The 18,631-nt window shown below is 68.7% G+C and carries 19 protein-coding genes; 12 read left to right on the top strand and 7 right to left on the bottom strand.

Annotation, left to right across the window (positions count from 1 at the left end; genetic code table 11):
* The first annotated feature begins 80 nt into the window (after nt 1-80).
* The 5 genes from U5N23_RS11225 to U5N23_RS11205 are packed head-to-tail and all read left to right on the top strand — an operon-like array spanning nt 81 to nt 4,158.
* Complete coding sequence (locus U5N23_RS11225; RefSeq protein ID WP_322592892.1) at nt 81-1,361, top strand: L,D-transpeptidase; 1,281 nt, start codon at nt 81-83, stop codon at nt 1,359-1,361.
* Nucleotides 1,358-1,930 carry a peptidylprolyl isomerase gene (locus U5N23_RS11220; protein ID WP_322592891.1) on the top strand — a complete coding sequence of 191 codons (573 nt, stop codon included), beginning with the start codon at nt 1,358-1,360 and terminating at the stop codon, nt 1,928-1,930. The genes U5N23_RS11225 and U5N23_RS11220 overlap by 4 nt, the downstream gene beginning before the upstream one ends.
* A 34-nt stretch (nt 1,931-1,964) precedes the next feature.
* The gene (locus U5N23_RS11215) at nt 1,965-2,471 is read left to right on the top strand and encodes a peptidylprolyl isomerase (RefSeq protein WP_057199527.1); all 507 of its coding nucleotides are present in this window, start codon (nt 1,965-1,967) and stop codon (nt 2,469-2,471) included.
* 24 nt (nt 2,472-2,495) lie between these two features.
* Nucleotides 2,496-3,275 (top strand): UDP-2,3-diacylglucosamine diphosphatase, encoded by a 780-nt coding sequence (locus U5N23_RS11210; protein WP_322592890.1) that lies wholly within the window; start codon nt 2,496-2,498, stop codon nt 3,273-3,275.
* 49 nt (nt 3,276-3,324) lie between these two features.
* Nucleotides 3,325-4,158, top strand: coding sequence for a M90 family metallopeptidase (locus U5N23_RS11205; RefSeq protein ID WP_322592889.1), 834 nt, complete (start codon nt 3,325-3,327; stop codon nt 4,156-4,158).
* 6 nt (nt 4,159-4,164) lie between these two features.
* Here the strand turns inward: U5N23_RS11205 and U5N23_RS11200 are convergent, their stop codons facing one another.
* Complete coding sequence (locus U5N23_RS11200; protein WP_322592888.1) at nt 4,165-4,488, bottom strand: hypothetical protein; 324 nt, start codon at nt 4,486-4,488, stop codon at nt 4,165-4,167.
* 230 nt (nt 4,489-4,718) lie between these two features.
* Between U5N23_RS11200 and U5N23_RS11195 the strand changes: the two genes are divergently transcribed.
* Together U5N23_RS11195 and U5N23_RS11190 are read left to right on the top strand one after the other, a co-directional pair.
* Nucleotides 4,719-5,384, top strand: a complete 666-nt coding sequence (locus U5N23_RS11195; protein ID WP_322592887.1) for a response regulator transcription factor — start codon at nt 4,719-4,721, stop codon at nt 5,382-5,384.
* Nucleotides 5,384-6,784 (top strand): sensor histidine kinase, encoded by a 1,401-nt coding sequence (locus tag U5N23_RS11190; protein WP_322592886.1) that lies wholly within the window; start codon nt 5,384-5,386, stop codon nt 6,782-6,784. Before U5N23_RS11195 ends, U5N23_RS11190 begins: the two co-directional genes overlap by 1 nt.
* A 13-nt stretch (nt 6,785-6,797) precedes the next feature.
* On the opposite strand, the gene U5N23_RS11185 is transcribed toward U5N23_RS11190, so the two are convergent.
* Genes U5N23_RS11185 through U5N23_RS11170 form a run of 4 tightly spaced genes read right to left on the bottom strand, consistent with a single transcriptional unit; the run spans nt 6,798 to nt 10,090 of the window.
* Nucleotides 6,798-8,012 (bottom strand): alpha/beta hydrolase, encoded by a 1,215-nt coding sequence (locus tag U5N23_RS11185; protein ID WP_322592885.1) that lies wholly within the window; start codon nt 8,010-8,012, stop codon nt 6,798-6,800.
* Entirely contained in the window at nt 8,012-8,893 is an 882-nt protein-coding gene (locus tag U5N23_RS11180; RefSeq protein WP_322592884.1) for a MipA/OmpV family protein, read from the bottom strand. Before U5N23_RS11180 ends, U5N23_RS11185 begins: the two co-directional genes overlap by 1 nt.
* 46 nt (nt 8,894-8,939) lie before the next feature.
* On the bottom strand, nt 8,940-9,764 hold the full coding sequence (locus U5N23_RS11175; RefSeq protein WP_322592883.1) for a VacJ family lipoprotein: 825 nt from the start codon (nt 9,762-9,764) through the stop codon (nt 8,940-8,942).
* A complete protein-coding gene (locus U5N23_RS11170; RefSeq protein ID WP_322592882.1) occupies nt 9,764-10,090 on the bottom strand; it encodes a hypothetical protein in 327 nt (108 codons plus the stop codon). The genes U5N23_RS11175 and U5N23_RS11170 overlap by 1 nt, the downstream gene beginning before the upstream one ends.
* 204 nt (nt 10,091-10,294) lie before the next feature.
* Here U5N23_RS11170 and U5N23_RS11165 point away from each other — a divergent pair, with 204 nt between their 5' ends.
* From U5N23_RS11165 to U5N23_RS11150, 4 genes are read left to right on the top strand one after another with little or no spacing between them, the layout of a single operon-like run.
* Nucleotides 10,295-10,948 carry a helix-turn-helix transcriptional regulator gene (locus U5N23_RS11165; protein ID WP_322592881.1) on the top strand — a complete coding sequence of 218 codons (654 nt, stop codon included), beginning with the start codon at nt 10,295-10,297 and terminating at the stop codon, nt 10,946-10,948.
* Between the two features lie 9 nt (nt 10,949-10,957).
* Nucleotides 10,958-11,959, top strand: a complete 1,002-nt coding sequence (locus U5N23_RS11160) for an ornithine cyclodeaminase family protein (protein WP_322592880.1) — start codon at nt 10,958-10,960, stop codon at nt 11,957-11,959.
* A 56-nt stretch (nt 11,960-12,015) separates the two neighbouring features.
* A complete protein-coding gene (locus U5N23_RS11155) occupies nt 12,016-12,987 on the top strand; it encodes a threo-3-hydroxy-L-aspartate ammonia-lyase (protein ID WP_322592879.1) in 972 nt (323 codons plus the stop codon).
* 27 nt (nt 12,988-13,014) lie between these two features.
* Nucleotides 13,015-14,187 (top strand): DSD1 family PLP-dependent enzyme, encoded by a 1,173-nt coding sequence (locus tag U5N23_RS11150; protein ID WP_322592878.1) that lies wholly within the window; start codon nt 13,015-13,017, stop codon nt 14,185-14,187.
* Nucleotides 14,188-15,083: 896 nt separating this feature from the next.
* Here the strand turns inward: U5N23_RS11150 and U5N23_RS11145 are convergent.
* Nucleotides 15,084-15,317: a hypothetical protein gene (locus U5N23_RS11145; protein WP_322592877.1), complete on the bottom strand. Its 234-nt coding sequence runs from the start codon at nt 15,315-15,317 to the stop codon at nt 15,084-15,086.
* Nucleotides 15,318-15,396: 79 nt separating this feature from the next.
* Complete coding sequence (gene mdeB, locus U5N23_RS11140) at nt 15,397-18,057, bottom strand: alpha-ketoglutarate dehydrogenase (protein WP_322592876.1); 2,661 nt, start codon at nt 18,055-18,057, stop codon at nt 15,397-15,399.
* A 101-nt stretch (nt 18,058-18,158) separates the two neighbouring features.
* On the opposite strand from mdeB, the gene U5N23_RS11135 reads away from it, so the two are divergent.
* A complete protein-coding gene (locus tag U5N23_RS11135; RefSeq protein WP_322592875.1) occupies nt 18,159-18,626 on the top strand; it encodes an Lrp/AsnC family transcriptional regulator in 468 nt (155 codons plus the stop codon).
* Nucleotides 18,627-18,631: the final 5 nt, after the last annotated feature.

Genomic DNA, 18,631 nt, shown 5'->3' with positions numbered 1-18,631 from the left:
GGTGGTGCACGACATGGCAACGGCGCCCACCCTGTGGGCTGGCGAGCATTTTCGAACCAGCCGCTGACCGACTGACGGACATGATGGTGGATTTGTCCCGCTGGGGCTGCCGTACGGCGGCCGTTGTGCTGTTGCTGGCTGCCGCTGCGCAGGCCATGCCCGCCTTCGCCCAGAATCCGCAAGGCCGCATGCGCGGCGCCGGTGCCGCCAAGCCGGGCAAGGCCGCCGAGAACCTGCGCGACGGCCAGGCCGAAACCCGCCTGCTCGAGGTCTACAGGCTCACCGGCGAGGGCCGTGGCCGCGAGGCCCTGGCCCATGCCGAGAGCCTGGCACGCGACTACCCCAACTTCCAGCTGGCCCAACTGGCGCTCGGTGACCTGCTCAACGCCCGTGTGCGCCCCGTGCGCAAGCTCGGCGACGTGCCCGAGGCCGATGCCGCGCGCGCGCCCGAGGCCGGCGGCATGCTCGACGAGCTGCGCACCGAATCGCTGCAGCGCGTGCAGGCACACAAGAACCGTCCGGGCGCCGACCGCATTCCAACCCAGTTCCTGGAGCTGTCATCGCGCTCGCGCCATGCCATTGCCATCGACGCATCGCGCTCGCGCCTGTACCTGTTCGAGAACACGGCGAAGGGCCTGCAACTGGTGGCCGACTACTACGCCTCGGTCGGCAAGCTCGGTATCGAAAAACTCGTCGAAGGCGACCAGCGCACACCCCTGGGCGTGTACTTCATCACCAGCCGGCTCGACCCTGCCACGCTCAAGGACTTCTACGGCGCCGGGGCCCTGCCCATCAACTACCCCAACCCGCTGGACCAGAGCCGCGGCAAGACCGGCAGCGGCATCTGGCTGCACGGCACGCCGCCCGATCAGTTCGCGCGCGCGCCGCTGGCCACCGATGGCTGCGTGGTGCTGGCCAACCCCGATCTGGAGCGCATCCTGCGCCAGGTGGAGCCCCGCTCTACCCCCGTGGTGATTGCCCGCCAGCTGCAGTGGGTGGCCGCGCACAGCGTGCAGGCCGAGCGCAATGCCTTCGAGGCCGTGCTCAACGCCTGGCGCACCGCCAAGTCGCAGGGCGACATGGCGCGGCTGACCAGCTTTTATGCCAGCGACTTCCAGGGCCACCGCCAAAAGCCGCTGGCCGAGTGGACCCGCGTGCTGCAGGCCGAAACGCGCGCCCTCAAGGGCCGAGAAATACAGCTGAAAGACAAGTCTTACCTGCGCTGGACAGACGCCACCGACACCATGGTGGTAACGTTCGGCGAAGTCGCCGAAGGCGCACGCACCGGCCCCGTCAAGCGCCAGTACTGGAAGCGCAAGGGCCAGCAATGGCAAATATTCTTTGAAGGAGTGATTGGATGATTTCCAAGAGAAACGCGGCCCTGTCGCTGGCCGGCATCGCACTGACAGCCCTCATCGGCATCGCCCCCGCCCAGGCGCAGGACGCCCCCAAGGTCAAGCTCGCCACCTCCATGGGCGACATCGTGCTGCAGCTCGACCCTGCCAAGGCGCCCAAGTCGGTGGAGAACTTCCTGGCCTACGTCAACGCCAAGCACTACGACGGCACCATCTTCCACCGCGTGATCGGCACCTTCATGATCCAGGGCGGCGGCTTCACCACCGACATGAAGCAAAAGCCCACGAACCCGCCAATCCCGCTGGAGGCCCGAAACGGCCTCAAGAACGACATCTACACGGTGGCCATGGCGCGCACGTCCAACCCCAACTCGGCCACCGCGCAGTTCTTCATCAACGTGAAGAACAACGACTTCCTCAACGCCGCCAACAGCCCCGATGGCAACGGCTACGCCGTGTTCGGCAAGGTCATCAGCGGCACCGAAGTGGTCGACAAGATCAAGGCCGTGCCTACCGCTGGTGCGGATGTGCCCACCACGCCCGTCGTCATCACCTCCGCCACGGTCGTGAAGTAACCCCTCCCTGCCCCTTTCAGAAAGAAGCATTGCCATGAGCAACCCCCAAGTCGAACTGCACATCACCGGCTACGGTGTCATCACCCTCGAACTCGACGCCGAGAAGGCGCCCAAGTCGGCCGAGAACTTCCTGGCCTACGTGAACAAGGGCCACTACAACAACACCATCTTCCACCGCGTGATCCCCGGCTTCATGGTGCAAGGCGGCGGCTTCGAACCCGGCATGGCGCAAAAGCCCAGCGATGCCCCGATCCAGAACGAAGCCAACAACGGCCTGAAGAACGCCAACTACACCGTGGCCATGGCCCGCACGAGCGACCCGCACTCGGCCACCGCCCAGTTCTTCATCAACGTGGCCGACAACGGCTTTCTGAACCACACCGCCCCCTCGGCCCAGGGCTGGGGCTACGCCGTGTTCGGCAAGGTGGTCGGCGGTGCCGACGTGGTGGACAAGATCAAGGCCGTGAAGACGGGCCGCAAGGGCTTCCATGATGACGTGCCAAAAGACGACGTGATCATCGAAAAAGCGGTAGCCCTGTAAGCCAGCGCTTTTGCCGTCACCCCCGTGACCACGACCGTGCCCCGGTTCGAGGAGCTGATCGCTCCCTCGCACTGGCGCACGGTCGATTTCATTTCGGACCTGCACCTGCAGGCCAGCGAGCCCGCCACGGTCGAGGCCTTCCAGCACTACCTGCAGACCACCCCGGCCGATGCCCTGTTCATCCTGGGCGACCTGTTCGAGGTCTGGGTGGGCGACGATGCCATGGACGAGCCCGGCAGCTTCGAGGCCGAGGGCTGCGCCGCCCTGCTCGCCGCATCGCAGCGCATGCCGCTGTACTTCATGCACGGCAACCGCGACTTCCTGGCCGGCCCCGCCTTTCTGCAGCGCACGGGCATGGCCGGCCTGGCCGACCCCACCGTGCTGGTCTTCGGCGAGCAGCGCATTGTGCTGAGCCACGGCGACCTGCTGTGCCTCGCCGACGTGGACTACCAGCGCTTTCGCGTGCAGGCGCGCAGCAGTGCCTGGCAGCAGGCCTTTCTGGCCCAGCCCCTGGCCACGCGCCGCGCCCAGGCGCGCGGCATCCGCCAGGAGAGCGAGGCCAAGAAGCAATCGGGCACCATCTATGCCGATCTGGATGGCGCTGCCACCATCGCCTGGCTGCAGGCCGCGGGCGCCAGCACCCTGGTCCACGGCCACACCCACCGCCCTGCGCAGCACACGCTTGCGCCAGGGCTCACCCGCGTGGTGCTCAGCGACTGGGACGCCGCTGCATTGCCCCCGCGGCTGGAAACACTGCGTTTGTCGAACGCGGGCTTGGAACGCCTCACCCTCGGCCCCAGGTAAGAGGGGTCTTGATTCCAAGTGCATGCTTTTGTTGGCATGCTCTGACACCATGCCCCCCATCCTGAACCGGCTCTGGCGCCGCGTGCGCACCACCGTGGCCCCCGTGCCCGACATCTCGGCCATGCTGTGGCTCGAAACACTGCAGCGCTACCCCTTCCTGGCCGCGCTGTCGCTGCACGACCAGTCCAAGCTGCGCGCATTGAGCGCCCTCTTTCTGCACCACAAGCGCTTTCACGGCGCGCATGGCATGGAGGTGACCGACGCCATGGCCATCGATATCGCGGCCCAGGCCTGCCTGCCCCTGCTGCACTGGGGCGACCCGGCCAAGGCCCTCGCGTGGTACGACGATTTCGTCGGCATCGTGCTGCACCCCGGCGAGGCCGTGGCCAAACGGCAGACCGTGGACGAGGCCGGCGTGGTGCACGAACACGAGCAGGTGCTGCTGGGCGAGGCCATGGACCGCGGCCCCATCATGCTCAGCTGGGAGCACGCCTCCAACGGCCGCGAAAACACCGAGCGCGGCACCAACGTGGTGGTGCACGAGTTCGTGCACAAGCTCGATATGCGCGGCAGCGGCGAGCCCAACGGCTGCCCGCCCCTGCCCGCAGGCTTCATGGGCGCCCGCACCGGCCGCGCCGCCTACGAAGCCTGGTGGAACGCCTGGGAGCCTGCGTACAAGGACTTCCGCGAAGCCGTCATCAAGGCCGAGCGCTTCGGTGCCGAGATGCCCTGGCTCGATGCCTACGGCGCCACCTCGCCCTCGGAATTCTTTGCCGTGGCCTGCGAGGCGTACTTCGTCAACCGCGCGCGCTTCGCGCAGGAGTTCCCGGGCCTGGTGCCGGTGCTGGATGCATTTTTCAAAAGGCCCGTGGTGGCGCACTGATTCGCATCACGCCTGCCACACCCCGAACCCGGCCGAGCGCAGATCGATACCGACCTCGATCTCCCGGTCCACCGCGTCCTGGTAGCGCATGGGGTTGAAGCCCTCGTACAGATCGGGCAGCAGCCGCAGCCCGTACTGCTGCACGAAGCGGTTGGCCTGGATCCCCGCCTTGTGCTTGTCGAAGCGCACGTCCGGGTCCAGCCCGGTCATGCCCACGTACACGCAGGGCTTGCCCTCGATGTAGTTCGGGTTGCACCTGCGGAACTTGCGTTCGCTCAGCACCGCCAGGGACAGTTCCACGACGTAGACGTTGTGATGGGGTTTGGGCATGGCGTGGGGGCGCCCGGGCCGACCAACCTGGGCAGGGTACCCACTGTAAAACCAAATCGGCGCATTTGCAGCGACCGGGCCTGCAGGCAAACATGGGCACACTGGCGGTCGTTGGCCAAGAGGCTGGGACAAGGCCTCTTAAAAAGTCGTTAATCCCCTCGAACGATGATCGAGGCGAGCGCGGGAGCCCCCCGGGCTCCGTCCGCCGCAACGCAACCAGGAAAAAATCCGTGCACCTCCTCCTCGTCGAAGACGACGACATGCTCGCCGAAGCCGTGTGCGATGCCGCGCACCAGAACGCCTGGCGCATCGACCGGGTGAGCGACGCGGCCGGGGCCCGGCTGGCGCTGGTGGACCATGCCTACGGGGCGGTGCTGCTGGACCTGGGGCTGCCGCGCGAGTCGGGCCTCACCGTGCTCAAGGCCATGCGCGCCCGCTACGACGTGACGCCGGTGCTGATCCTCACCGCGCGCGGGCAGCTGAGCGAGCGCATCCTGGGGCTCGATGCAGGGGCGGACGACTACATGATCAAGCCCTTCCAGGTCGATGAGCTGTGGGCCAGGGTGCGCGCGGTGGTGCGGCGTACGCAGGGGCGGGTGGTGCCGGTCTTCAAGTACCGGGACATCGAGCTCGACCGCAGCAAGCGGCTGGTGCTGCGCGGCGGCGAGCGCGTGGCGCTGAGCAGCCACGAGTACCGCACGCTGCTGGCCCTGCTGGAGCGGCCGGGCCATGTGGTCACGCGCGACCACCTCGAAGACGTGGTGTACGGCCACGCCAGCACCGTCGAGAGCAACACCATCGCCGTTTTCATCCACCAGCTGCGGCGCAAGCTGGGGGACGACCTGATCACCACCGTGCATGGCCACGGCTACCTGTTCGGCGAGGCGGGAGCGTGATGGCGTCCGTGAAGACCGCGAGGTCACTGCGCAGCCGCATGCTGCTGGCCGGGGGCGCCACCATCGTGCTGTGCTGCGGGGTGGCGCTGGCGGTGCTGGCCAGCTACTTTGCGCTGAGCCAGAGCAGCATCGAGGACAAGCGCCTGCGCGGCATTGCGCACAAGCTCCTGCAGACCATACCGGTTCACAAAAATCTGCGTGGGGTCGAGCAAGACGAACGGGTGCGGGCCGACGCCCTGGCGCAGCAGGAGAACCTGGCGTTCCAGGTATGGGTGTTCCAAAACCTCCGCGCGGTGGGCACCCCGGGCTCACCCCGCACGCCCCTGCGGCCCGACTTTGTCGATGGCTTTGCCAGCACCATGGTCGAGGGGCAGCGCTGGCGCGTGTACTCCGTATCGGACAGCACGGGCCGCATCACCGTGCAGGTAGGCAACCTGCACAGCCAGATCGACGCGGAACTGCGCAAGAAAGCGTTGATCGCAATGGCCATCGCCACCGCGCTGCTGGTGTTGATAGGCTCGTTCATGTGGTTCGCCGTGCGCCGGGCCCTGCTGCCCGTGGCCGCGATGGAGGCAGCGCTGCACCAGCGCCAGAAATTCGACCTCACGCCCCTGCCCAGCGGTGCGCTGCCGGCCGAGCTGCAGCCGCTGGTGGGCGCCTTCAACCATGTGCTGCACCAGTTGGACGAGGCGGTGGAGGGTGAGCGCCGCTTCATCGGCGACGCTGCGCACGAACTGCGCACGCCTTTGGCCGCGCTGCTGGCCCAGGCCCAGGTGGCCGTGCGCGCCACCACCCTGGCCGAAAAGGATGCCGCGCTGGCCAAGCTGCTGGCCGTGGCCGAGCGCAGCACGCGCCTGTCGGAGCAGTTGCTGGACCTGGCGCGCCTGAACGCAGGCGCGCGTGCCACGCACCAGGCCCTGGCCGACCTGAGCGAGCTGGCCGCGTATGTGAGCCGCGAATTCGACATGCAGGCGCACCAGCAGCAGCGCCACCTGCTGCTGGACCTGCAGCCCTGCACCATTGCCTGCGACATCGACGAGATCGGCATCCTGCTGCGCAACCTGGTGGACAACGCCCTGCGCCACACGGCGCCCGGCGGGCGCGTGCGCATCGCCTGCGGGCCGGTGGCGGTGGACCAGACTGGCGTCCCCCAGGCATTCCTAGAGGTGGCGGACGACGGCCCCGGCGTGCCCGATTCGGAGCGCGAGGCGATCTTCCAGCGCTTTCACCGCGTGGCAGGCAGTGCCGTCAAGGGCAGCGGCATCGGCCTGTCGCTGGTGGCCGGCATCGCGCAACTGCACGGTGCCACCATCAGCACCTGCGCGGGGCTGGAGGGCCGGGGCTTTTGCGTGCGCGTGCTGTTCCCTGCGGTGCAGGGCAATGGTGAAGCGGCGGGCTGAACACCCCGCGAAATCATTCGGCGGCCAGCACCTCCCGCATGACCTCGGCCTGCCAGTCGAAATAGGGGTTGAAGGTGAGCCGTGCGTGCACCTTGGCGCTCTCGCGGTAGCCCCAGTCCGAGTACCACACCGGCTCGCCCGCCATGCAGCGGGCCTGGTCGGCGGCGTCCTGCCCGTTCCAGCACAGGCGCTGGGTGCCCTCGCTGCCGTAGAGCGGGTTGGCGGGCGAGAACAGCACGCCCATGTGCGAGAACTGGCTGATGCGCTGCTGCGGCAGCCTGTCGGTGCGCACCAGCACACGCGCGGGCTGCCCGGCGCCTTCGCGCTGTGGCGTGGCACCGCCACGCGCCGCTGGCAGCTCGCCATACCAGATGAGGCGGCTGGCGGGATGGGTGAAGCGGGTCTCGAAGGTGCCGAGCACATGCTCCACGTCCACCACCGAGTCGTGCTGCGCCAGCACCAGCAGGGCCGGCCTGGCATAGGGCTGGCGCGCGATCTTCTCGCGCACGGCGGCGGCGCTGCGGTAGTACTGCGCAAAGCCATTGGTGGGCACGTTGAGGTAGCGCAGGGTCGTCTGCTGGGGCTGGGCGGAGTCGGGCTGGCGCAGCCAGGTGCGCACGCGCGCCACCCAGGGCACGATCCAGTCCAGCGGCACGCCCGACTTGAGGGCCGGCGAAAAAAGCACCAGGCCCGCGACCTCGGGGTGGTCCAGCGCGTACTCCAGCGCCAGGTTGGCGCCGGTGGAAAAGCCGCCCAGGTAGACCTCGGGCACCTCCTGCGCCAGCAGGGCTGCCTGCTGCGCCACCAGGCGGCGCCAGTCGTCCAGGTCCACGCCGATCAGGTCGGCCGGGCGCGTGCCATGGCCGGGCAGCAGCGCGGTGCGCACCAGAAAGCCCTGGCCCGCCAGCGCCTGCCCGATGTCGGCAAACGACCAAGGCGAATCGCCCAGGCCGTGGAACAGCACCACGCCCTTGCGCGCGGCCTGCGCCGGCCGCCATTCCATGGGCGCGTTGCGCGCCAGCTCGCTGTCGCGCTCGTCGCTCTGGAAGGCGCGGTGCTGCGCCATCCAGTCCTGCGTTTCGCTGCGGTACTGGGCAAAGCTGCCCTGGCCCAGCGGCACCATGGGCCCGCGCGGCGCAGCGCACCCCGCGCACGCCACGGCGGCCACCAGCGTCAGGGCGCGGGGCCACCGCCGGGTGGCTTGGCTCGATTGCAGATGCCGCACCATCAGAACCGGTACAGGTAGCCCAGGCGCAGGCCGGTGGTGCTGGAGCGGTCCACCAGCGGGCTGTCGGTGATGCCGCTGCCCAGGCGCGTGGTGCTGATGTCCAGGAACATGCTCTGCTGCGGCGCCATCGCATAGCCCACGCGCAGGCCCAGCTCCAGGTTGACGCTGGCATCGCCCTGGTAGGCGCGGCGCTGGGGCAGTGCTTCGGAGGATTTCACGCCGTAATAGTAGTCCACATACTTGCTGTCGGCCCAGTGCGCTGCCAGGCGCGGGGTGAAGTCGAAGGCCCCCTGCTGGAAGCGGCGGTCCACCTGCAGCTTGATCCTTTGCCCCTTGCTGTGGCCCGAGGCATCGCCAAGCCACTCGCCCGAGACATTGGCCACGCCGGTGCGCCATATGGCGGCGCCGCCCACCCAGAAACTGGCCTTGCGCTCGTCCATGCCGGTGAGGTAGGGCGAATCCTCGGCCTCGTACCCTTCACCCGCATAGCGCGCACGCAGCCTGAGCGAGACCGGCCCGGCCGACGGCAGCTTGACGTCCAGCGAGGGGCCGAGCACGCTGACCCAGCGGTTCTCGAAGTAGATGAGTGGCAGCCCCTGCGCCTTGTCGTCGAAGTCGCGGTAGGGCGCCCGGTCCACCGCCACGCCCAGGCCAAGACCCCATTGCGAAGCAGCGCCGGTGCCCGATGTGCCACCGGATGTGCTGCCGTCCTGCGCCCATGCTGCCGGCAAAGCCAGCACACCCAGGGCGGCTGCGGCCACGGCAGCGCGCAGGCGCTTCACCGGAGCACTCGGAGTGGGCCCGGGGGCGCCCGGTGCAGGCCGGGCTCGCCAGCGCAGGCCGGTGGTTGCAGGGACCGGGATGAAAGGGAACGGGAGCATGGTCGGGATCCTCAGGGTTGAAACAACGAAGCAGACAAAGTGAAATTCAGGGCGCGTGTTCGCCGCCACCGCCATCGCTGCGGGTGGCCGCAGCATCGGAGCCGGGATCGAGGTCGAAACGCTCACCGCCACCCGCAGCGGCCGGGTCCGGTGGCGCATCGCCCTGCAGCGGCGCGTCACCGTGCACCAGCGCGCGGCGGTGCTGCAGGTAGGCATCGCGCACAAAGAGGTACTTGTCCAGCGCAATGCGGTCGATCACCTGCGTGGCGGGCAGCAGCTCGGCCCGCGCCTGGGTGGCCTGCGCCAAGGTCAGGCCGTTGCGCACCGCCGTGCTGGCGGCCAGGGTTTGCGGCGCCAGCAGCAGCTCGGCCGGCAGGCCCGCCGTATCGCGCACGGTGGACGGGCCCAGCAGCGGCCAGACGATGTAGGCGCCCGCGCCCAGGCCCCAGCGGCCCAGCGTCTGGCCCGTGTCCGCGCCATGGCGCACCAGGCCCATGGGCGTGGCCACATCGAACAGCCCGAGCACACCCACGGTGGTGTTCACGGCCACCCGCGCCAGGTCCGACGCCGCAGCCCCCGCCCGCCCCTGCAGCACCAGGTTGGCCGCCGAGCCGATGTCCTGCGGGTTGCTGAAGAAATGGCCCAGACTGGTCTGCACGCCCTGCGGCAGCACGCGGGCATAGCCGCGCGCCAGAGGGGTCAGCACCGCGCCATCCACCGCCTCGTTGAAGCGAAAGACACCGCGGTTCCAGGGCTCCAGAGGATCGGGCTGGGCGGCGGTGGCGCAGCCTGCCAGCACGGGCAGCAGGGCGACCAGCCCGGCCGCAGCGGCCCGCGCCGCCACCGGCATGGCCCTGCGCTGCCGGGGCATCAACCAGCCACCTGCTGGCAGCCCTTGCTGCGCCGCTGCTCGCGCAGGCTCACCATGCGCAGCTCGGAATCGATCTGCACGGAGTTGGCGTTGAAATAGCGCGCCGCCACCGCCACCGGCAGCACCAGTTGCCAAGAGGCGCTCTTGGCCTCGCCGGCCACCCGGTTGCTCTCTTGCGCCATGGCTAGCTCGTTGTCCAGCTCATGGCAGCCCAGCTGCGCAAAGCGCTCCTTGGGCATGGCACTTTGCGGGATGCTGGTGCACGCGGACAGCAGCAGCGACAGGGACAGGAGGACAAGACCCGAAGCGAACCGGACATGGGGCATGGTGGTGACTCTTTCAACAACAGGTGCGGCGAGGGTTTCGCCGCCGCTGAACCGCATGGTGCCGACCCAGCTTTAAGGACTTCTTAGCGCGATTAAGAATTCTTTAAGACGCTGCAGAAAACCGGGTTCATCGCCGCAACGGACGGCCGGTGGTCCATTGGGCGAAGTTTTGACAATTTGTCCATTTTTGGATAAATTATCCAAATGCCAAAACGCACGCCCTCCCCTGCCCCCCACCGCACCCCCGAACAAAAGGCCCTGCTCTCCCAGATCGAGCAGGTGGCCCAGGGCCTGGCCGCCACCTTTGCGCCCTTCTGCGAAGTGGTGGTGCATGACCTGCTGGACCCGGGCCAGTCCATCCTGGCGATCCACAACAACCTCTCGGGCCGCTCGGTGGGCGAGCCGACGACCGAGCTGGGTCTGGCGCGCATCGCCGACCCCGACTACCCGCAGGTGATCGCCAACTACGCCAACCAGTTCGCTGACGGGCGGCAGGCCAAGAGCACGTCGGTGGGCATCAAGGACTCGTCGGGCGAGTACATCGCCGCTCTGTGCCTGAACGTGGACCTCACGCTGTTTCGCAGCCTGCAGAGCGTGGTGGGCCAGTTCACCGCCATCGACGGAGACACGGGGCTCACAGAGTCGCTGGACCCGGCCGGCGCCGACGCCATCCGCCTGCGCATCGACCAGTTCGCGGCGCGCCTGTCGACCGCGCCGCGCGCGCTCAAGGCGGCCGAGCGGCGCGCGCTGCTGCGCGAGCTCAAGGAGTCGGGCAGCCTGGAGGTGCGCCGCGCGATGGAGGTGGTGGCGCAGCACCTGGGCGTGTCGCGCGCAACCGTCTACGGCGATGCACGCTGAGCTGCCAGCATGAGCACATCCACCACCGCTCCAGACACCCGAGCGCAGGCGCAATTGCTGCTGCTCGACACCCACCAGGTCAGCGCCCTGCTGCAGCCGCAGGACGTGCTGCGCGCCGTGCACGAAGCCTTCACCCTGCACAGCCAGCGCGCGGGCCGCGTGTTCCCCGTGGTGCGCGAGGCACTGCCCACGGGTGGCGTGTTCGGCATCAAGTCGGGCGATGTGCCCGACCAAGGGCTGCTGGGCTTCAAGGCCGCCGGCTTCTGGCCCGCCAACCGGGCACGGGGCGGCGAGCCGCACCAGGCCACCGTCATGCTGGTCGACCCGGCCACAGGCCGGCCGCTGTGCCTGCTGGACGGCAATGCCATCACCACCGAGCGCACGGGCGCGGCGGGCGCGCTGGGGCTGCAGCACCTGGCGCGCGCGGACAGCGAACAGCTGTGCCTCTTTGGCACCGGCGTGCAGGCGCGCGTGCAGCTGCGCTTTGCGCTGCAGGTGCTGCCCGCGCTGCGGCGGGTGCGCTATGTGGCGCACGATGGGCAGCGCAACGAGGGTTTCGAGGCGGGTTTTGCCGAGCACTGCGACATCGCCCTCGCCACCGATGCCAATGCCGCCGTGGCCGCGAGCGGCGTAGTGGTCACCGCCACGCCCGGAGGTGGCGCGCTGTTCGACGCAGCGGCCGTGCAGCCGGGCACCCACATCAACGCCGTGGGCACCGACACCCAAGGCAAGCGCGAGCTGCCCGAGGGCCTGCTGCAGCGCGCCCGCCTGTTCGTGGACGACGCCACGCAAGCCCGCCAGATTGGCGAGGCGCAATGGGCACCGCCAGGCCTGCCCTGCGGCGAACTCGGCGATGTGCTCACCGGCCAGGTGCAGGTGGCGCGCGGCGCGCAGGACATCACCGTGTTCGACATGACGGGCCTGGCCCTGCAGGACCTCACCGTCGCCCGCATGCTGCACACACAGGCCCTGGCGCAGGGCCTGGGCACCACCGTTGCCTGGCCGTGGTGACGCCCGCCGCACTTCACCCTCATCCACCCATCCATCCACCACCACCCACCCTTGCCATGACCACTCTCCCCCACCTTCCTACCTATGACGACGTCGTGGCCGCTGCCGGCCGCATCGCGGGCATTGCGCACCGCACGCCCGTGCTCACCTCGCGCATCCTCGACGAAGAGCTGGGCGCCCAGGTGTTCTTCAAGTGCGAGAACCTGCAGCGCATGGGCGCCTTCAAGTTCCGCGGCGCCTACAACGCGCTCGCCCAGTTCGACGCCACGCAGCGCAAGGCCGGGGTGATCGCGTTCTCGTCGGGCAACCACGCCCAGGGCATCGCCCTGGCCGCGCGCGAGCTGGGCATGCCGGCCACCATCGTCATGCCGCAGGACGCCCCCGCCGCCAAGGTGGCGGCCACGCAGGGCTATGGCGCCAACGTGGTGTTCTACGACCGCTACACGCAAGACCGCGAGCAGATCACCCGCGACCTGGCCGAGCGCGATGGCCTGACCATGATCCCACCCTACGACCACGCCGACGTGCTCGCCGGCCAGGGCACGGCGGCCAAGGAGCTGTTCGAAGAAGTGGGCGAGCTCGATGCCTTCTTCGTCTGCCTGGGCGGCGGCGGTTTGCTCTCGGGCTCGGCCCTGTCCACGCGCGCGCTGTCGCCCAAATGCAAGCTCTACGGCGTGGAGCCCGAGGCCGGCAACGACGGGCAGCAGTCGTTTCGCAGCGGCTCCATCGTGCACATCGACACGCCCCAGACCATTGCCGATGGCGCGCAGACGCAGCACCTGGGAAACATCACCTTCCCCATCATCCGCCGCGACGTGGACGACATCCTCACCGTGAGCGATGCGCAGCTGGTGGACGCCATGCGCTTCTTCGCCACGCGCATGAAGCTGGTGGTGGAGCCCACGGGCTGCCTGGGCTTTGCGGCGGCGCGTGCACGCGCCGCCGAGCTCAAGGGCAAGAAGGTGGGCGTGCTGATCAGCGGCGGCAACGTGGACATGGAGCGTTTCTGCAGCCTGCTCGCCGGCTGATGCCACGAGAGAAAAGGAGCCCCCGCCATGCAAGAAGCAACAGCCAACCAACCCAGGACACCCCTGGCGCAGGTCGACACCCCCGCCGCGCTGATCGAGCTGCCGCGCATGCAGCGCAACATCGCGCGCATGCAACAGCGCATGAACGCGCTGGGCGTGCGCTTTCGCCCGCACGCCAAGACCGCCAAGTGCCCGGCCGTGACCGATGCGCAGATCGCCGCCGGCGCGCAGGGCATCACCGTCTCCACCCTCAAGGAGGCGGCGCAGTTCTTCGCCCACGGCATCACCGACATCCTGTACGCCGTGGGCACCGTGCCGCACAAGCTGCCCCAGGTGCTGGCACTGCGCCGCCAGGGCTGCGACCTGAAGATCATCACCGACAACCTGGCAGCAGCCCAGGCCATCGTGGACTTCGGCCGCGAGCATGGCGAGGTGTTCGAGGTGCTGATCGAGGTGGACACCGACGGCCACCGCTCGGGCATCCGCCCCGACGAGGGGGTGTTGATCGAGGTGGGCCGCGCCCTGCACGCGGGCGGCATGCGCCTGGCCGGCGTCATGACGCACGCGGGCGGCAGCTACGACCTGAATACCCCCGAAGCCCTCACGGCCCTGGCCGAGCAGGAGCGCGCTGGCTGCGTGCACGCGGCCGAGCGCCTGCGCGCAGCCGGCCTGCCCTGCGCCGTGGTGAGCGTGGGCTCCACGCCCACGGCCCTGTCGGCCAAGGACCTCGCGGGTGTGACCGAGGTGCGCGCAGGCGTGTACGTGTTCTTCGACCTGGTGATGCACAACGTGGGCGTGTGCAGCACCGACGACATCGCCCTGAGCGTGCTGACCACCGTGATCGGCCACCAGGTGGACAAGGGCTGGGCCATCGTCGACGCCGGCTGGATGGCCATGAGCCGCGACCGGGGTACGCAAAAGCAGTCGCGCGACTATGGCTATGGGCAGGTGTGCGATGTGGACGGGACGGTGCTCGACGGCTATGTGCTCAGTGGTGCGAACCAGGAGCACGGGATTTTGTCGCTTGCCGGTGGTTCCACGTCACCGGACGTGGGCGATATTGCGCGGCGGTTTCCGGTGGGCAGGCAGTTGCGGATCTTGCCGAACCATGCGTGTGCCACGGGGGCGCAGTATGGGGAGTATCGGGCGGTGGAGGGTGGGGTGGTGGTCGGGGAGTGGGGGCGGTTTGGGGGGTGGTGATGTTGGCCTCTCATGGCACTGTTTGTCATGGCTGCTGCTTGCCTTGGTTGAGGGCGGAGGCCGGGATGTGCGCCCGGCGGCGCAGTAACTTTCTCTTGGCCGCCAAGAGAAAGTCACCAAAGAGAAGGCGGCCCCCAGTCTGCGTCCCCCATCGCCCTGTCGGGCGATGGGGGCAACCTGCGATGCTCGGACCTGGGGTGGTGCCGATGAACTCGCTGCGTTCTTCGAACTCCGCTCAGACAGCATCGGCAAGCTAGAGCACGAAGTGCGTGTGTCCTTCGGCACACGCACCCACCCCAGCTCCTGCGCTTCTCGGCGCAGCCAGCAGGGGTGGGGAGCGGGGTCAGGGACGGCTGCTGCTGTCGCAGCTGCGCCTGGGGTCGGGGACGCGCGCGATGCGCGCTGCCGACGCAGCTGGCGCGGTCGCCCTGGCGAGCCGAGCGCAGCGGAGGACCACAGGCCGAGCGAAGCAATGGCCCGTATGGAGCCAGCTCCCACCCCCTTCTGACCGTGCCGAGAAGCACAGGGCCTGGGGTGAGCGCGTGCCGAAGGACACGCGCATCGTTGTCTGGCTTGCCGCAGCTGTTTGAGCGGAGTTCGAAGAACGCAGCGAGTTCTGCGGCACACCCCAGGACCGAGCATCGCAGGCTGCCCCCAGCGCCCGACAGGGCGATGGGGGACACGGGCAGCGGGGTCGCCTTTTCTTGGCCTACCTTCTTTTGGCGACGCAAAAGAAGGTAGGTGCGCCGCCGGGCGCACATCCCGGCTCCCGCCCACAATCCAGGCACACAGTAGCTACAGGCGACCAGCCGACGCCTGCATTGGGGGTTTCAGGCAGGGCTGCGGCGCGTTAGCACCGCAACGTCACCGAAGCACCCAAACAACTGAAACAGCACTCAGGGCGACAACGCCTGCTCCACCGCCACCTTGGCCTCTTCCAGGCTGCTGAAGAACCGCGTGGGCTGCGGCTGGGCCTTGGGCAGATGGGCCGGCGCCGGCCACAAGCGCTCATCCGTCCAGCCCGCCGTCCACCCGCCAATGTCCTTGCGCTTGACGGAGCAGACGGCTTGCCCGCTCACCGTCGCTGTCCAGGTAGTAGGCGGATCGTGGTCCCAGGTGACGTTTGCCATGGTGCCTCCAGCGGTTGGTGCACCATTGTAGAAAGCTCCTGCCGTATGGGCAATGGCGCTCGCGGCTGCGCCGCACCAGTCACCGCGCTGCCGCAGCCCCCAACGCAAACTTGGCAGCCCGCACCACGGCAGCCGCATCCACCCCAAAAAATTCCCGCAACGCCGCCCGCGTATCACTGCGCCCAAACCCATCGGTCCCCAGGGTCAGGTACTTGCGCCCTTCGGGCACAAAGGCGCGCACGGTCTCGGGCACGGCACGCACATAGTCGGTCGCAGCGATCACCGGTCCGCTGGTGGCGGCCAGTTGCGCTGCAAGCCAGGGGGTACCCGGCATCTCTTCTCCCGCGATGGAGCGCTGCTCACACGCCACGCCATCGCGCGCCAGTTCGCTCCAGCTGGTCACGCTGACCACGGTGGCGGCAATGCCCTCGGCGGCCAGTTGCTGTGCGGCCTTCACCACCTCGGTGAGGATGGCGCCGGAGCCCATCAGCGTCACCTGGCGGGCATGGGCCGCCGAGCCGCTGTCGGCGCCGAAGCGCTGGAACACATAGCAGCCGCGCAGCACGCCCTCGGCCGCATCGGCAGGCAGATCGGGCTGGGCGTAGTTTTCGTTCATCAACGTGACGTAGTAGAAAACGTCGCGCTGCTCCGTCACCATCTCGCGCATGCCGGCGTCGACGATCACGGCCATCTCGCCCGCGTAGGCCGGGTCGTAGGCCTTGCAGTTGGGTATCGTCGCGGCCACCAGGTGGCTGCTGCCGTCCTGGTGCTGCAGGCCCTCGCCGCCCAGCGTGGTGCGGCCCGAGGTGGCGCCCAGCAAAAAGCCGCGCGCGCGCTGGTCGGCCGCGGCCCAGATGGCGTCGCCCACGCGCTGAAAGCCGAACATCGAGTAGTAGATGTAGAACGGCAGCATCGCCAGGCCGTGCACGCTGTAGCTGGTGGCCGCCGCTGTCCAGCTGGCGATGGCGCCGGCCTCGCTGATGCCTTCTTCGAGGATCTGGCCATCGAGCGCCTCGCGGTAGCTCAGCACCGAGCCGATGTCCTCGGGCGCATAGCGCTGGCCCACGCTGCTGTAGATGCCGACCTGCTTGAACAGATTGGCCATGCCGAAGGTGCGCGCCTCGTCGGCCACGATGGGCACGATGCGCGGGCCCAGCGTGGCGTCCTTGAGCAAACTGCCCAGCATGCGCACGAAGGCCATGGTGGTGCTCATCTCCTTGCCATCGGCCTGCAGCGCGAACTGGGCATAGCTGGCAATCGCCGGCACGGGCAGCGCGTCGCACGCTGTCTCGCGGCGCGGCAGGTAGCCGCCCAGATCCTGGCGGTGGCTGCGCAGGTAGCGCATCTCGGGGCTGTCCTCGGCGGGCTTGAAGAAGGCCAGGCTGGTGGCCTGCGCGTCGCTGAGCGGCAGGTTGAAACGGTTGCGGAACTCGATGAGGTCGGTCTCGTCCAGCTTCTTCTGGCTGTGCGTGGTCATCTTGCCCTGGCCGGCCGTGCCCATGCCGTAGCCCTTCTTGGTGTGCGCCAGGATCACCGTGGGCTGGCCCTGGTGGCGCGCGGCGGCGGCATACGCGGCGTGGATCTTCACCAGGTCGTGCCCGCCGCGCTTGAGGCGGTCGATCTGCTCGTCCGTCATGCCCTGGGCCAGGGCCGCGAGCTCGGGGTTCTGGCCGAAGAAATTGTCGCGGTTGAAGCGGCCGTCCTTGGCGGCAAAGGTCTGCATCTGGCCGTCCACCGTGCCTTCGAGCGTACGCACCAGCGCACCCGTCAGGTCGCGGGCGAACAGGCCGTCCCAGTCGCTGCCCCACACGAGCTTGACCACGTTCCAGCCCGCTCCAGCGAACAGGCGCTCCAGCTCGTCGATGATGCGGCCGTTGCCGCGCACCGGGCCGTCCAGGCGCTGCAGATTGCAGTTGACCACCCACACCAGGTTGTCGAGCCCCTCGCGCGCGGCCAGGGTCAGCGCGCTCATGCTCTCGGGCTCGTCCATCTCGCCATCGCCGAACACGCCCCAGACCTTGCGCGCCGAGCAGTCGAGCAAATTGCGGTGCGTGAGGTAGCGCATGAAGCGCGCGTGGTAAATGCTGCTGATGGGCCCGATGCCCATCGACCCGGTGGGGAACTGCCAGAAGTCCGGCATCAGCCAGGGGTGCGGGTAGCTCGACAGGCCCTGCGCGCCGGCGGCCGGCGCCGTGAGCTCCTGGCGGTAGTGCATCAGGTCCTGCTCGGACAGGCGGCCTTCCATGAAGGCGCGCGCGTACACGCCGGGCGCGCTGTGCGGCTGAAAGAACACCAGGTCGCCCCGGTGCTGCCCCTCGCCCACACCTTCGCGGGCGCGAAAGAAGTGGTTGAACCCGCTCTCGAACAGATCCGCCGCGCTGGCGTAGCTGGCGATGTGGCCGCCCAGCTCGCCATAGGCCTGGTTGGCGCGCACCACCATGGCCAGCGCGTTCCAGCGCACGATGGAGGCCACGCGCTCCTCGATGGCCAGGTCGCCGGGGAACACGGGTTGGTCTTGCACCGCCACGGTGTTCACATACGGCGTGTTCAGGTCGGGCTGCCAGCCCACGCGCTGGGCCCGCGCCAGGCGCACCATCTCCTGCAGCATGAAGCGCGCGCGCTCGGGCCCCTCGGTCGCTACCAGGGCCAGGAAGGCATCGCGCCACTCGGCGGTCTCCTCGGGGTCGGTATCGGTGGCCAGGGGCTGCATCAGGTGGTGGTGGGCGGTGGGGGCGTTCATGCATGCACTGTAAGCACAAGCGCCCCGAATGGGATGCCGTTTTGGCCCGCCCAAGCCTCGCGTGCAGCATTTCATGCGGCAAACGACCTACACTGCAGCACATGAAGCTGGACACCCTGGATTTGCGCATTCTGGCCGAGCTGCAGGCCGATGGTTCCCTGTCCAACGTGGAGTTGGCGCGGCGCGTGCACCTGTCGCCCTCGCCCTGCCTGGCGCGCGTGAAGGCGCTGGAGGCCGCGGGCGTCATCAGCCGCTATGTGGCCCTGGCCAGCGCGGCGGCGCTGGGCCTGGGGCTCAACGTGTTCATCAGCATCAGCCTGAAGACGCAGAGCAAGGAGGCGCTGGGCGATTTCGAGCAGCGCATTGCCGAGCACGACGAGGTGATGGAGTGCTACCTCATGAGCGGCGACAGCGACTACCTGATCCGCGTGGCCGTGCCCGACATCGGGGCGCTGGAGCGCTTCATCCTGGAGCGGCTGGCGCCCATCCCCGGTGTGGAAAAGATCCGCTCGAGCTTTGCGCTCAAGCAGGTGCGCTACAAGACGGCGCTGCCGTTGCCCAGGGGATAGGTGTC

Origin of the sequence: Acidovorax sp., assembly GCF_034519795.1 — a bacterium.
Taxonomy (GTDB): Bacteria; Pseudomonadota; Gammaproteobacteria; order Burkholderiales; family Burkholderiaceae_C; genus Acidovorax.
The sequence above is the reverse complement of the archived record's forward strand: the minus strand, read 5'-3'. Positions and strand labels throughout refer to the sequence as shown.

Bases quoted from the DNA above. Each gene is read 5' to 3' on its own strand.
- U5N23_RS11225 (WP_322592892.1), top strand. From the start codon at position 81: ATGATGGTGGATTTGTCCCGCTGGGGCTGCCGTACGGCGGCCGTTGTG.
- U5N23_RS11220 (WP_322592891.1), top strand. From the start codon at position 1,358: ATGATTTCCAAGAGAAACGCGGCCCTGTCGCTGGCCGGCATCGCACTG.
- U5N23_RS11215 (WP_057199527.1), top strand. From the start codon at position 1,965: ATGAGCAACCCCCAAGTCGAACTGCACATCACCGGCTACGGTGTCATC.
- U5N23_RS11205 (WP_322592889.1), top strand. From the start codon at position 3,325: ATGCCCCCCATCCTGAACCGGCTCTGGCGCCGCGTGCGCACCACCGTG.
- U5N23_RS11200 (WP_322592888.1), bottom strand. From the start codon at position 4,488: ATGCCCAAACCCCATCACAACGTCTACGTCGTGGAACTGTCCCTGGCG.
- U5N23_RS11190 (WP_322592886.1), top strand. From the start codon at position 5,384: ATGGCGTCCGTGAAGACCGCGAGGTCACTGCGCAGCCGCATGCTGCTG.
- U5N23_RS11185 (WP_322592885.1), bottom strand. From the start codon at position 8,012: ATGGTGCGGCATCTGCAATCGAGCCAAGCCACCCGGCGGTGGCCCCGC.
- U5N23_RS11180 (WP_322592884.1), bottom strand. From the start codon at position 8,893: ATGCTCCCGTTCCCTTTCATCCCGGTCCCTGCAACCACCGGCCTGCGC.
- U5N23_RS11175 (WP_322592883.1), bottom strand. From the start codon at position 9,764: ATGCCCCGGCAGCGCAGGGCCATGCCGGTGGCGGCGCGGGCCGCTGCG.
- U5N23_RS11170 (WP_322592882.1), bottom strand. From the start codon at position 10,090: ATGCCCCATGTCCGGTTCGCTTCGGGTCTTGTCCTCCTGTCCCTGTCG.
- U5N23_RS11165 (WP_322592881.1), top strand. From the start codon at position 10,295: ATGCCAAAACGCACGCCCTCCCCTGCCCCCCACCGCACCCCCGAACAA.
- U5N23_RS11160 (WP_322592880.1), top strand. From the start codon at position 10,958: ATGAGCACATCCACCACCGCTCCAGACACCCGAGCGCAGGCGCAATTG.
- U5N23_RS11155 (WP_322592879.1), top strand. From the start codon at position 12,016: ATGACCACTCTCCCCCACCTTCCTACCTATGACGACGTCGTGGCCGCT.
- U5N23_RS11150 (WP_322592878.1), top strand. From the start codon at position 13,015: ATGCAAGAAGCAACAGCCAACCAACCCAGGACACCCCTGGCGCAGGTC.
- U5N23_RS11145 (WP_322592877.1), bottom strand. From the start codon at position 15,317: ATGGCAAACGTCACCTGGGACCACGATCCGCCTACTACCTGGACAGCG.
- mdeB (WP_322592876.1), bottom strand. From the start codon at position 18,057: ATGAACGCCCCCACCGCCCACCACCACCTGATGCAGCCCCTGGCCACC.
- U5N23_RS11135 (WP_322592875.1), top strand. From the start codon at position 18,159: ATGAAGCTGGACACCCTGGATTTGCGCATTCTGGCCGAGCTGCAGGCC.